This window comes from Flagellimonas myxillae (assembly GCF_023502235.1).
Lineage (GTDB): Bacteria > Bacteroidota > Bacteroidia > Flavobacteriales > Flavobacteriaceae > Flagellimonas > Flagellimonas myxillae.
This window is the reverse complement of the sequence record NZ_JAMFLY010000001.1, coordinates 1,050,921-1,065,054: the sequence shown is the minus strand read 5'-3', so window position 1 is coordinate 1,065,054 and position 14,134 is coordinate 1,050,921. Positions and strand designations below refer to the sequence as shown.

At 44.1% G+C, this 14,134-nt stretch carries 11 protein-coding genes; 8 read left to right on the top strand and 3 right to left on the bottom strand.

Going from position 1 to position 14,134, the window contains the following annotated elements:
• Window positions 1–2 precede the first annotated feature (2 nt).
• From M3P07_RS04905 to M3P07_RS04875, 7 genes are all read left to right on the top strand, one after another.
• Window positions 3–1,277 (top strand): amidohydrolase, encoded by a 1,275-nt coding sequence (locus tag M3P07_RS04905; protein ID WP_249968775.1) that lies wholly within the window; start codon window positions 3–5, stop codon window positions 1,275–1,277.
• A 1-nt stretch (window position 1,278) separates the two neighbouring features.
• Window positions 1,279–1,608 carry a hypothetical protein gene (locus tag M3P07_RS04900; RefSeq protein ID WP_249968774.1) on the top strand — a complete coding sequence of 110 codons (330 nt, stop codon included), beginning with the start codon at window positions 1,279–1,281 and terminating at the stop codon, window positions 1,606–1,608.
• Window positions 1,609–1,613: 5 nt separating this feature from the next.
• Window positions 1,614–3,188, top strand: coding sequence for an FMN-binding glutamate synthase family protein (locus M3P07_RS04895; protein ID WP_249968773.1), 1,575 nt, complete (start codon window positions 1,614–1,616; stop codon window positions 3,186–3,188).
• 37 nt (window positions 3,189–3,225) lie between these two features.
• Window positions 3,226–3,999, top strand: coding sequence for a hypothetical protein (locus M3P07_RS04890; RefSeq protein ID WP_249968772.1), 774 nt, complete (start codon window positions 3,226–3,228; stop codon window positions 3,997–3,999).
• Window positions 4,000–4,073: 74 nt separating this feature from the next.
• Complete coding sequence (locus M3P07_RS04885; protein ID WP_249968771.1) at window positions 4,074–4,724, top strand: peroxiredoxin family protein; 651 nt, start codon at window positions 4,074–4,076, stop codon at window positions 4,722–4,724.
• A gap of 185 nt (window positions 4,725–4,909) precedes the next feature.
• Complete coding sequence (locus tag M3P07_RS04880; RefSeq protein WP_249968770.1) at window positions 4,910–7,171, top strand: GH92 family glycosyl hydrolase; 2,262 nt, start codon at window positions 4,910–4,912, stop codon at window positions 7,169–7,171.
• A gap of 77 nt (window positions 7,172–7,248) precedes the next feature.
• On the top strand, window positions 7,249–7,767 hold the full coding sequence (locus M3P07_RS04875; RefSeq protein ID WP_249968769.1) for a DUF7935 family protein: 519 nt from the start codon (window positions 7,249–7,251) through the stop codon (window positions 7,765–7,767).
• 1 nt (window position 7,768) lies between these two features.
• Here M3P07_RS04875 and M3P07_RS04870 read toward each other — a convergent pair whose 3' ends face one another.
• Window positions 7,769–8,683, bottom strand: a complete 915-nt coding sequence (locus M3P07_RS04870) for a patatin-like phospholipase family protein (RefSeq protein WP_249968768.1) — start codon at window positions 8,681–8,683, stop codon at window positions 7,769–7,771.
• Window positions 8,680–10,902, bottom strand: a complete 2,223-nt coding sequence (locus tag M3P07_RS04865; protein ID WP_249968767.1) for a M1 family metallopeptidase — start codon at window positions 10,900–10,902, stop codon at window positions 8,680–8,682. Before M3P07_RS04865 ends, M3P07_RS04870 begins: the two co-directional genes overlap by 4 nt.
• Between M3P07_RS04865 and recG the strand changes: the two genes are divergently transcribed.
• Window positions 10,814–12,919 carry an ATP-dependent DNA helicase RecG gene (recG, locus tag M3P07_RS04860; RefSeq protein WP_249968766.1) on the top strand — a complete coding sequence of 702 codons (2,106 nt, stop codon included), beginning with the start codon at window positions 10,814–10,816 and terminating at the stop codon, window positions 12,917–12,919. The genes M3P07_RS04865 and recG overlap by 89 nt on opposite strands.
• A gap of 52 nt (window positions 12,920–12,971) precedes the next feature.
• Here recG and M3P07_RS04855 read toward each other — a convergent pair whose 3' ends face one another.
• The gene (locus M3P07_RS04855; RefSeq protein WP_249968765.1) at window positions 12,972–14,084 is read right to left on the bottom strand and encodes a DUF2911 domain-containing protein; all 1,113 of its coding nucleotides are present in this window, start codon (window positions 14,082–14,084) and stop codon (window positions 12,972–12,974) included.
• Window positions 14,085–14,134 lie beyond the last annotated feature (50 nt).

The following is a 14,134-nucleotide window of genomic DNA, read 5'->3' as shown; positions in this document are numbered from 1 at the left end:
ATATGCGAAAATTGAACACACTACTATTGCTATTGGCCACTGTTTCCCTTTGGGCACAAGGTCCAAATCTGGAAAAAGACTTTGCGGATGTTGAAGACAAAGTAATCGAATGGCGAAGGGACATCCATCAAAATCCAGAGCTAAGCAATCGCGAGTTTAAAACCGCCGAAAAAATTGCAAAACATCTAAAATCCCTTGGGATTGAAGTGCAAACCGGAGTAGCCATATCTGGAGTCGTGGGAATTTTAAAGGGTGACCAACCTGGAAAGGTAGTGGCTTTACGAGCTGATATTGATGCCTTGCCCGTTACGGAACGAAACGACCTCCCTTTTAAATCCACGGTCACGTCAGAATTTTTAGGAAAAAAGGTCGGAGTGATGCATGCTTGTGGTCACGATACGCATACGGCCATTTTAATGGGTGTTGCCGAAGTGCTGGCCAAAAACAAGGATAAAATTAAAGGCACTGTCAAGTTTATTTTTCAGCCTGCAGAGGAAGGTGCACCTCCTGGGGAAGAAGGGGGAGCCCTTTTAATGGTGAAGGAAGGGGTTTTGGAGAATCCCAAAGTGGATGCCATTTTTGGCTTGCACATAAATTCCCAAACTCCAACAGGGACAGTTAAATACAAGCCTGGTGGCGCCATGGCTGCGGCACAGCGATTTGTGATCAATGTAAAGGGAAAACAAACCCACGGTTCCCAACCATGGGGGGGAATCGACCCCATTTTGATCAGTGCGAAAATTGTTGATGGGCTCCAGACGATCATTAGTCGGGAATCGGAACTCACCAACGAGGCGGCAGTCATCTCAGTGGGGAAAATAACCAGTGGGGTTCGTTTCAATATCATCCCGGAAAGTGCAGAAATGATAGGAACTATCAGGACTCTCGATTATGACATGCAAAAGTTCATTAACAAGCGGATGGAGGAAATGGTTCCGGCCATCGCCAAAGCGTATGGAGGGGAAGCCACCTGCACCATTGAGACCACTACGTCCATTACCTTCAATGATCTTGATTTAACAGCCAAAATGGCCCCGACCTTGGAAAAAGTTGCCGGCAAAGAGAACGTCAGCATTCATAAGGCAATTACGGGTGCCGAAGACTTTAGTTATTTTCAGGAAAAAGTACCTGGGTTCTATTTCTTTCTAGGGGGAATGACACCAGGAACTACGGAGTCCTTTCCGCACCATACCCCTGATTTTAAAATTGATGACAGTGGATTGCTTCTCGGAGTAAAGAGTATGACCCAATTGGCCTTGGATTATCTGAATATGTAGCATGGATGGGTTCAACGTGCAAATTGCAGAATTTGAATATCCTTTTCCATCAAAACTTTTTGAACAAGAATTGACCTCCGAAGGAATCCGGTTTAAGCAATTTCCTAGGACCGCTGTCGAAGCAGGGGTACAATGGCACGTTTTTTTTATCCAAAATTCAGATTATAAAAGAGCTTTTGAAATCAAGGAGAAAATCGATAAGCAAAATGTCCAAACGGAGCTAAAGCATCTGCATCCTATTCGGAAAATACTGGCTTATATCTCCTTGACCCTAATCCTTGTTTATGTAATTTATAAGGCGATTGGCTTGATAAATGATTTAAATTTTTGAATGCTATGGAATCCGTATTGAACGTTTTGGGAGGCATCCCCTGGTGGGCCTGGGTGCTCTTTTTTATAGTCTTGGTTGCCCTTAGGGATATCTTTTTCCAAAAGGCACATACCATAAGCCATAACTTTCCCGTGATAGGCCATCTAAGGTACTGGTTGGAGAGTATTGGCCCCGAAATGCGGCAGTATTTTGTGGCCAACAACCGCGAAGAACTTCCTTTTAATCGAATAGAACGGGGTTGGATTTATGCGTCGGCCAAAAAGGAAAACAATTATGAGGGGTTTGGAACCGACCGGGATATTTATGCCCATCAGCACATATTTGTGAAGAACGCAATGATCGGTTATCAAGCTCCAAAGGGGCATCCGAATGCCGAAAACCCCAACTTTTTGCCCTGTGCCAAGGTCATTGGAGCCTACAACAAACGAAAGAAACCCTACCGCCCAGCTTCGGTGATCAATGTTTCGGCCATGAGTTTTGGCTCCTTGTCGGCAAGGGCGGTGGAATCCCTTAATCATGGGGTTGGAAAATCCCAGGCTTATCACAATACTGGCGAAGGTGGCTTATCCCCATATCACAAGACAGGTGGGGATGTAATGTTTCATTTTGGTACCGGTTATTTTGGTGTACGTTCCCGAGAAGGGAACTTTTCCATGGAGAAAATGAAAATTTTAGTCGATGAAAATCCTTGCATCAAAGCCATCGAAATAAAATTATCACAAGGCGCGAAACCAGGGAAAGGAGGTGTGCTTCCCGGGGCCAAAATCTCACCGGAGATTGCAAACATAAGAGGCGTTGAAGTAGGGAAAGATGTCTTATCCCCTGCCACACACAAAGCATTCAGCAACATCTCGGAACTGGTTGAGCTTATTGAAAACATCGCGGAAGAAACCGGGCTTCCTGTGGGCATAAAAGGGGCCATTGGCAAGTTGGACCAATGGGAAGAACTGGCGAAACTCATGAAAAACACGGGCAATGGACCCGATTTTATAACCATTGATGGTGGTGAGGGCGGAACAGGAGCGGCCCCACCCAGCTTTGCCGATCATGTTTCCCTGCCTTGGGTTTATGGGTTTTCTTCGGTATACAGGATTTTTAAAAACCACGGACTCACCGAACGGGTGGTTTTCATCGGTAGTGGAAAATTAGGGTTTCCTGCAAAAGCCGCAATGGCCTTTGCCATGGGGGTAGATTGCATAAATGTGGCCCGTGAGGCAATGATGAGCATCGGTTGTATTCAGGCCCAAATCTGCCACACCAATCGCTGTCCCTCCGGGGTGGCCACACAGAGCAAATGGCTGCAGAACGGTATCAATATCCCCTTGAAATCTGATAGATTGGCGCAGTATTTCAAAACCTTCCGTAAGGAGTTTTTGGAAATTACCCATGCCGCCGGTTACGAACATCCTTGCCAATTTTCCATGAACGACATCCAAGTAAACGTGGACGACGACTACCTCAGCAGCGACCTTGAAGCCGTATATTCCTATCAGAAAACCGAGGTTCCATTTAACAATATGCAGGAACTTTATGACTGTGTTTATCTGGGAGGTAAGGGAGTTTTGGAAAAAACATCCTAATTTTGGCCCCATTAGATTTAACCAACACCTCTTACTTATGAAGAAACAATTACTTCTTTTGTTATGTTTGATTGTTACCGCCACTGGGTTTTCCCAAAAAAAGAGCGAGCTATTTGAACAAATTGACGATTTGGAGACCCAACTTGGTGATGTACAGCAACAACTGCTGGAAGCCAAAAGGAATATTTCATCCACGAATGCCAAAGCGGAAGCCTTGGAAACTGAAAACGTTGGCCTTAGGGATGCCAATGCCACCCTTCTCAAAAACTTGAGCAGTTTCTCCGAGCTTTCCAAAAAGAATAGCGAGAACGTAAACAAAACCCTGGCTGCCCTTGAGCGAAAGGAGAAGCAATTGAGCAACATATCTGATATGATAGCCTCCAGTGATTCTACCTCCATTGTTTTGCTGACCCGTATTAAGCAAACCATGGGAGAAAATGCCAATGCCAATGTATCGGAGGGTGCTGTTATCCTTTCCATGAGTTTGTCCAAATTGTTCGGCTCTGATACTGGTTTGGAATTGACTGATGAAGGCAAAACTTGGGTCGCCCAGGTTTCCAAGGTACTTTTAGCCAGTCCCGGGCTAACGGCCCAAGTGGAAGGACTGAATATTACCGGGGAGTTCGGTATCACCTACGATCAAGCCACAGTTATTGCCAAAGACATGGTCACTACCCATGGTATCCCGCTGGAGAAGGTGGCAATTTCTGTCAAGGATGGCAATTTTAAGGAAGGTATCTCCCTTAGTCTTCAACCTGACTACAAAGGGTTTTACGACAAGGCAAAGTCCGATCTGAAAAGTATGCAATGAATCGAGGACCGACTATCTTAGTCATTTGCTTGGTTGTTTTTAGCTTGACCGTTGTCCCGATGTTGGGGCAAAAAATGCTTTCCAAGACTCGATTTATCAAGGTAGATGGGGAAAATTACCCGGTGACTTCAGAAAATTCATTTAACATCTTGACAGGGGAACCGATGAGTCAAGAAGAGTTGAACCAATTGATTCGCTCAAATCCCAATGTACATGTAGAACACGTATATGACAAATATGGGAAGCTTGAGAGTTTTTGGTTCAATCCAAATAAAAATATGGGGCCAGCGACCACCATGGGACGCACCCCAACAGGAGGTATATTCCCAGAATTCGTTTTCAAAACGACAACAGGAACGGAAATCGCTTCCGAAAAATTAAGAGGAAAATGGATAATCCTGCGTTTTGAGGGATACCCGGAGGATTTTATGTTCAAAAAGCATGAACTCCTGGAATTGGATGAAAAAATCAATGCCTTTAAAAGCAAGGGAGAAGCGGTAGAGGCTGTTGCCCTTTTTTATTGGGATAAAGACAGGGCCCAACGAGTATTCTCAGTTCCCAATTCCAATTTTAAGGTTGTCGCAAATGCCCATCGATTTGGCAGTAAATTTAAAATTTTAAGGTACCCGAAAACGCTGGTTATAGGTCCAGATGGAACATTAATGGGATACTTTAATTATTCCGAGGATATTGACCTAGACTTGTTGCAAAACAGTAAAAATTAGCCCGAATTCCATATTGATAAAAGGGTTGGAAACCGCAATAATCGCTTTCGAACCCCATTTTTAAACCTATCCAACCTCTGTACTGGTTAGCTCTAATACGTCATTGGTCGATTTAAATGGAAAACTCCGGGAAATCAAGATTATCTTGACCTAATCACTTTACCTATCCGTCAAACTACACTTTCATGAAGCGTATTTCTTTATTTATTCTGTTTTCAATTCTTTATGGCTGCAATTCGGTTCAAAAACAGAAAGACGAAAATGCAATCAATGTTTTGAGCTATGTAGATCCATTTATCGGCACTGGATTTCACGGGCATACCTTTCCAGGTCCGGTCAACCCCCATGGAATGATGCAACTAGGCCCAGACACAAAATTGAATGGATGGGATGCCTCCAGTGGATACCACTTTGGGGACAGTACCATTTACGGATTCTCCCACACCCACCTAAGCGGTACGGGCATTGGTGATATGGGCGATGTATTGATGCTTCCCTTTACCGGGGAAACAGCAGCAAAACCCGTGGCTTATTTCAACAAGTCGGATGAACAGGCAGAGGTTGGTACCTATTCCGTCAAATTTAGCAACTATGATGTGGAGGCCCATTTAGCGGTAACGGACCGCGCGGGCTTGCACAAATACCATTATGGTGCAAACCAAAAAAAGAGGCTTTTGCTTGATATTGGGCATATTCTCCAAGAAACCTGGGGACATAGCAATGTTGTCAACACCATGGAAATTGTTAACGACAGCACCATTCGAGGGCTAAAGCATTCCCAGGGTTGGGCTTTCGACCACAAGGTATATTTCTACGCTAAATTCTCCAGTCCTTTTTCACTTGATGAGGTCATCATTGATGGAGAAACCACAGAGAACAGCGCAACGAGCTACAACGGAAAGAATATATATTCCATATTGGAGTTTCCCGCACTTGCCAATGATGAACCGCTAATGATCAAGGTGGGAATATCAGCGGTTGATGCACACGGGGGCCAGACCAATTTGGAAACTGAATTGTCTGATTGGGATTTCGATGCCGTGGTTTCCAAAACCAAGGATCGATGGAAAAGGGAGTTGGAACGAATCCAAGTACAAACGGCCGATAAAAATGTACTCACCACTTTTTATACTTCCCTGTACCACAGCATGATCGCTCCCGCCATACATCAAGATGTGGATGGAAGATATAGGGGCATGGACAAGGAAATCCATCAAGCCAAAAATGGCGAGACCAACTATACCGTCTACTCTTTATGGGATACATTTAGGGCATTACATCCATTAATGACCATCATTGATGAACCCAAATCCATTGACTATGTCAACAATTTATTACTGAAGTATGAGGAAGGCGGATTGCTGCCCAAATGGCCATTGGCCTCGAATTACACCGGCACCATGGTAGGATATCCAGCTGTTGCCAACATTGCCGATGCCCTATCAAAAAATCTTCCTGGTATTGATCAAGAATTGGCTTTGCAAGCGGCCATCACCAGTGCATCGTACCGCCCCGACCTGGTCAAGAGTACGGATGAGCCTCGAAAAGAACGAGTCATGTCATTACACAACAAATACATCAATGAAGGGCGGCATATTCCTTCTGATGAAATTGCCAATTCTGTTTCCTATGGGCTTGAAAATGCCTATTACGACTGGTGTGTCGCTCAAATTGCCCAAGCAGTCGGCAAGGATTCCGTAGCAGGGGAATTCCAGCAACGGGGGCTAAACTATCAACACTATTTTGACCCACAAACCGGTTTTATGCGCGGAAAAAATGCCGATGGAACCTGGCGTGAACCCTTTAGCCCAAGACATTCAGATCATGATCATTCCGATTATGTGGAGGGCAATGCATGGCAGTGGACTTGGTTTGTGCCACACGATATCGATGGCTTTGCACAACTCTACGGGGGGAAGAAACAGTTCGCGATAAAGCTGGATAGTTTATTCACAACATCCTCTGTAATTGAAGGGGAAAACGTTAGCGGCGACATCACTGGATTGATTGGCCAATATGCCCACGGAAACGAGCCAAGTCACCACATCGCCCACATGTATACCTACGCGGACCAAGCTTGGAAAACACAAGAATTGGTGGACAAAATTTTGAAGGAGTTCTATACCACCCAACCCGATGGTATAATTGGTAACGAAGATTGTGGTCAAATGTCTGCTTGGTATGTCCTCAATGCCATGGGTTTTTATCAAGTTGCCCCAGGAAATCCGAAATATGTGATAAGCAGGCCTCTTTTCGACAAGGTGAAAATTCCATTGGAAAATGGAAATATCTTCACGATTGTGACCCAAAACAATAGCCCTAAAAACAAGTATGTACAATCTGCCACCTTAAACGATGTGGAACTCACAAGCTTGTTCTTCTCTCATTCCGATATCAAAAATGGGGGCACATTGTCGATTGTGATGGGACCTGAACCAAAAAAATAAGTGGTTTGGACGAACATACTTTTTGGAAATTAAATGCGTTATCTTCCAAAGCATAATATCCAAAACCAAACTATCTCATGACTGGAGACGACATTTTTCAACTTTTCGGCTTTTTGCTTCCTGCTGTAGTAACAGGAGCCGTGGCTTTCTACTTTTTCCGTTTGCATACCCGCAATGAAGATGGACGCAGGCGCTTTTTGCTTCATAAAGATTCCCAAAAGGACACCTTGCCCATTAGACTTCAAGCTTATGAGCGCATGGTGCTGTTTTTGGAGCGCATTTCCATCAATAGCTTAGTGGTCCGTGTGGCACCCAAGGGCAAAAACAAGAGTGACTACGAAAATCTACTCATTAAGCAGATAGAGACCGAATTTGAGCACAATCTGTCCCAGCAAATTTATATGTCGGATGAATGTTGGAACATTATTAAAGCAGCTAAAAACGCTACCATCCAGATTATTAGATCTGCAGGAATGAGCGAAACGGATTCTCCTGACAAGCTGCGGGAAGACATTTTAAACCAGACCATGGACAAACAATCCCCTTCTGCAACGGCACTCGCCTTTATAAAAAATGAAGTGAGCGATCTTTGGTAGCCTACTCTTGGCGGTCTGGATCTATAGGGCTGGTTTCCTCGTTTTTGTTTTTGGCATATAAATAGCCTCTTTTCCACCAAAGGGTCATTCGCTCCTTATTAAAAATCAAGGAGTTTGTAGTGAGCACAGTTGGTGTGTAATAAAAATTGATGATGGCATCCTTTTGATTGGCCACGAGCTTTCCAATTCGGATGTTTTGGTTTTCAATCCTGTCCAACATAAAACTGAAGATGGTGGTAATCAGTTCAAAGGGATTCCGGGCCGGCATACGGTTCAAATAGTTGACCTCGGTATGTAATACCACAACGTCTACTTCAGTGGCGCCCCGTTTCAAGGCAGCCTCTATAGGGACCAAGGAGCCCAAACCTCCATCAGCATATTCACATCCATTTCGCCGGGCAATGCTCATGAAGGGAGCGTAGTTGGATGAAATCCAAATCCAATCGCAGAATTCCTCGTAGGTGCAATCGTTAATGGATTTGTACTCCACTTGATTGAGCGAAAGGTTGGAAACGGTTACCACTACATCGGTATTGCCTTGCTTTAACTCCTCGAACTCCTCTAGGGTAATGGACTCCCGAATAAGTTCCCGTAAGTTTTCACTTTCCCCAAAGGTTTTTTTTCCACGGATAAAATTCTTGAGAACGTTCCAGTGGTTAATGGATATAAGCTCTACCCCATGCTTTTTTTTTATAATGAAGGGACAGTTGTTGAAGATACTGTCTTGGTTCACGGAGGAATAAATGGTCTTGATTTTATCCAATTTGTTCAAGGCCAGATGGGAAATCAACAGGCTCCCGGTAGAAGTCCCCACAAACAGGTCGTATCGATGATTGGCCTCCTCAATGAGAAACTGGGCCACCCCACCTGCAAAGGCTCCCTTACTACCGCCACCTGAAATCACCAATGCTCTCATTTGCCCAATGTTTTATCCAAATATTGCTGTTGTTCCACATTCAAGGTCGGGTATAAAGCCCTGACCCGGGCGTTGTTTCCCTCTCCTTTTAAAAATTCCTTGAGCATTTTTCGAGATGATTTTTTAAAGTGCCAGACATGATGGTTACAGGCCTGAATCAGGTTCTTGAGCGTTGCATCGTTGAATGCCCCAATGCTCTTTAGAAATTGGAAAGCTAGCATCCTAGTTTCAAAATGATACTCCGTGCCCGTGTATCCACTCAACTCCTCGAAAAACCCTCGCTTAGACCCGGCTTCGTAATCAGGGGTTACCAAGGCCAAGGTCAACCAAAGAATCCGCACATTTTTATTGGGAAAGCCGATTATGGTACGGGTTTGGTCCAGATATTTTTTCTGATTTTCTGGGAAATCGGTCCATAATCTAAATAATGCGGCTTCAATGGTCTTGTAACTCTTGTCCGCTAACAAGGATTCAAAATCGCTTTGTATTTCTTCGGGTATTCTCTTCATGGAAAGCGCCGCCGCTTGTCGCACTTTTAGCTTTTCTTCATTTAACAATTTCCCCAAAAAAGCAGCGGATAATTTATCCCCATAATCAAGAATTAATTGCTGCTTCAAGCGTTCGGATAATAAGGTATCCCATTTACTTTCAATAGCTTGCTGGACTCCTACAGTCTCTTTTGCAATCAAATCCTTAATTTCAAAATACGTTTTGATGCTTGGACTCTTTGCTCTTAAATAGCCTTTAACCACTTCAAACGGGAATTCGGATTCCTGCAACCATTGCTCCTCAAAACCTGAAAGCTTCATCCCCGAAACCTTCTCCATTTCCCACATAAAATCGGGTATGGTCACATTTTGGTATGCAAATTTGTTCAGGTAGTTTTTGATTCCATCCTTAAAAGCTTCATCCCCCACTCTATTCCGTAACATGACCAAGGCCCATGCCCCCTTTTCATAAAAGGTAAGGCTGCCTGCACTTGCGTTGGTCAACGCCTCACCATTGCCATCCCCAGAAAAATTATCCAGTGCTTTAGCCGTTTCCAGTAGGCGCCAATAAAAATAATCTTCTCCAAAAATTTCTTTTTCCGCCAGATAGGCGTAGTAGGTGGCGAAGCCCTCGTGCAACCAATGGTGTTTCCCACTTTGCTCGGTAACCAAATTCCCAAACCACTGATGAGCCATTTCATGGGCATTGACATTTACATAATTCCTGTCTACAAAAGCAATGGAATCTACCACAAAAGTGTTGGAAAAGATGGTGGCTCCCGTATTTTCCATGCCTGCATACAGAAAGTCCTGCACCGGAATCTGTTTGTAATTTTGCCAGGGATAGGGTACTCCAATTTCCTCTTCCAAGAAGTCGAAAATCTGTTTTGAATAGCGATATGTGGGTTCTGCTTTGAGACTGTCTTTGTAGTGATAGTAGTTTTCGTTTAGGACATTGGAATTCGAATAAAATCCGTCTTTCTTGAACTTTCCTATGGCAAAACCAATCAAATAACTGCTCATGGGATTTTGCATATCAAAGGACCAATGTGCTTGACCATTGGACAAAATTGATTTCTGAACCAATTTGCCGTTGGCTATGACCTCATAATCCTTATCAAAAACAAAATTGAGGTCAAACTCCACCTTTTCAGTCATGTCATCGAAACTGGGTAGCCAATGACTGGTGTATTTCCCTTGCCCTTGTGTCCAAATTTGTTCGTTTCCGTCCAAACTGTCCTTCCAGCCCAAAAAGTAGACCGTCTGACCTGGATTGGCCACATAATGAAAGCTTAGATTATATTCGCCCATCTTCTTGGGTGCCTTAAAAGACACCTTGCTCCCGGAATTATTATAGGGTATTCCTTTTCCATTCAAAGTAAATTTGGAAAAGGTCATTTTTTTGGCATCCAAAATAACAGAATCCACATTTTTCTGAACGTCAAAAGTGTAAACCCCTTGGCCATGGATTTCATTGCGTTCAGGAACGGGGATTATCTCCACACTCAAGCTTGTGAAATCAATCCCGGATTGCCCCATTACCCCCAGGCAGGAAAAAGCTAAAAAGAAAAAAACAAGGACAACTGTGGACTTCATAGCAAGGGTATCACAAAAGTCTTTCCAAAATACATATTTTAGTTTGATGAATCCCAATTTTCTCCAAACTCCAATACCATATCTCAAAGGTGTTGGCCCCAACAGGGCTGAAACATTGAGAACGGAGCTAGGCATTGAAACTTATAAGGATTTACTGCATTTGTTTCCCAACCGGTACCTGGACAGAACCCAGTACTACAAAATCGCCCAATTACAATCCAGCGGTGCCGATGTTCAGGTAATAGGGAAGATCGTCCATATAAAAACCGTGGAGCAAAAAAGGGGTAAGCGGTTAGTGGCCCGTTTTATGGATGATACTGGCGAAATGGAGCTGGTGTGGTTCCGGGGCCATAAGTGGATTCGGGAAAATCTAAAACTCAATGAGACCTACGTGGTTTTTGGGCGTACCAATCGGTATGGCAGTACTTTTTCCATGCCACACCCCGAAATGGAATTGTTGACCGAGCACCAGCGCGGTCTTAAAATTGCCATGCAACCTATTTATCCATCCACCGAAAAACTCAGTGCAAAAGGGATAACCAATCGCGTGGTCAGTAAAATGGTGCAGCAACTATTGTTGGATTCCAAAGGCATGTTTCAAGAATCACTCTCCCCTACGCTGCTAGATGATTTACGGCTGATTTCTAAAAGTGATGCTCTACTGAACATTCATTTTCCAAAAAGTCAAGATTTGTTGGCCAAGGCCCAATTTCGACTCAAGTTTGAAGAGTTGTTTTTCGTTCAGCTCAGATTGATTTCCAAAAAGATAATCAGGAAGCATAAAATAAAAGGATTGCCCTTTGATCAGGTCGGGGATAACTTCAATTCGTTTTTTAGCAATCATCTTCCATTTGAATTGACCAACGCCCAAAAAAAGGTCATTAAGGAAATTCGCAACGATTTGGGCAGTAAAGCCCAAATGAACCGTTTGCTCCAGGGTGATGTCGGTTCTGGTAAAACCATAGTTGCCTTAATGACTGCACTTTTGGCCATTGACAATGGCTATCAAGCCTGTTTGATGGCCCCAACCGAAATCTTGGCCAATCAACATTATAATGGACTTAAGGAATTGCTGGGGAAAATGGATATACGCATTGCGTTACTGACCGGCTCCACCAAAAAATCGGAACGTACTTTATTGCATAATCAGCTAGAAAATGGGAATCTTAAAATTTTGGTAGGTACCCATGCCGTTTTGGAGGACAAAGTTCAGTTCAAGAACCTGGGTCTGGCCATAATAGATGAACAGCATAGATTTGGAGTGGCCCAACGCTCCAAGCTTTGGCATAAAAATGAAATTCCACCCCATGTATTGGTCATGACCGCTACCCCAATTCCGCGTACCTTGGCCATGAGTCTTTATGGAGATTTGGATGTGTCGGTGATAGACGAGTTACCTCCGGGCAGAAAGCCCGTTAAAACGGTCCATCGGTTCGATGGCAATCGGCTCAAAGTATTTCAGTTCATCAAAGATGAAATCAAAAAAGGGAGGCAGGTATATATTGTTTATCCGCTGATAAAGGAATCCGAGGCATTGGATTATAAGGATCTAATGGATGGATATGAAAGCATCGCCCGGGATTTTCCCCTTCCTGAATATCAAATTTCCATCGTCCACGGAAAAATGAAACCTGCAGATAAGGATTATGAAATGGACCGCTTTGTTCGCGGAGAGACCCACATAATGGTGGCCACTACGGTAATCGAGGTGGGGGTCAACGTTCCCAATGCCTCAGTAATGATCATTGAAAGTGCTGAACGATTTGGGCTTTCCCAGTTGCATCAATTGCGTGGTCGCGTAGGTAGGGGTGCGGAGCAGAGTTACTGTATTCTTATGACCGGCAATAAGCTTTCCGAAGATGCAAAAACCAGATTGCATACCATGACCAGAACCAATGATGGGTTTGAAATCGCGGAGGTCGACCTAAAACTTCGAGGGCCAGGAGATTTGATGGGTACCCAACAAAGTGGACTTCTGAATTTAAAGATCGCGGATATTGTAAAAGACAATCAGGTGCTTCAGACGGCAAGGTTCCACGCTATCCAACTCTTAAAAAATGACCCAGGTCTTGAAAAACCGGAAAATCTGCCCATCCGGACAGCTTATTCCGTTATGTCAAAAGGAAACGACCTGTGGGAATATATAAGTTAAATGCCCGACTTTCGCCGGGCATTCCAATTTAACTCCAATATATAAAACAGGTCTAGTTGATTCCCTCTCCTTTTTCTGCTTTGTCCAAATTGGCCTGTACCCTATCCCTGTTTACTTGGGCGGGTGCATTTTCCAAAGCCATTTTCAAATGCTTCACTGTGGATTTATTATCTCCTAAAGCAGAATAACCTCTTGCCAGTCCGTAGTGCACTGGCCATGTGCCTTTGTGATTTTTAGCATTCCATTTGAATACCTCAAGTGCTTCGGCGGTCTTACCTTGCCCGATAAGCTGTCTTCCATAGCCATGAACTTGGAACACGGTGCCCAAAGGCAGCGCTTCATCCATCAAAGCTTTGGCCTCGCCTGTTTTGCCTTGCTTGGTTAAAATCTGTGATTTGATGCTCAGATTGTTAAAGGTCTTTTGGCTAAAGAACTGTCCTGCAATGGCGGCATCCACCCAACCTAGGGCTTCGTCAAGATCTCCTCCATTATTTTGGGCATAATTCGCAGCTTGCTCCCAGGATTGCCTTGTAAATCCAGGTGAAGTCTGTAATTCTTGTCGGATTCTAGCCAGTACATTGTCGGTGACCTTGACCTCTACTTTAAACGGAATCTGCTTTTTTGCCCAACTCAATGCTACAACGGCAGATGTCGCATCCACCTCGTTAAAGTTGAAGGTAAGCTGTTCCACGTGTGCAACTTCTTTGGTTTCCACGTCCACGCGAAGGGCATCTTCCGAAGGCTCGTAAAAATAACTTCCCCATGCTCCATGGTTTTTGGAAAAGATAATGGTGGAGGTGTTGTCCTCATTGACAATCATGTGCAGACCATATTTACCAGCAGCCAAGGTTTTGCCGCCAATGGTGAGATCGTGGGTAGTCTTGAATATGGTATTTTCATTGGCTCCGGCCCTCCAAGGTGACTCGGAAGCAGTGCCAAAACCCAAATTGTTCATACCGTAGGGTACCAAGGCACCCCAAATTTCCCGGTCGTTGACACTGGGTCTGGAATAAACAACGGAAACATCTGTAGTCCCGATTCGCTGTGACACCTTGGCCATCTGGCTACCACGTGGAAGAAAGGTAAGCTGTGCATAGCTACTCGTGGAAATACAAAATGCAGCAACGAGAAATAAGGCCGAAATGGCCGTGTAACTTTTTTTCATTTGTTCGTCTTTGATGTGTTAATGAATAAACTTTTTAGGTTGAGTCCCTA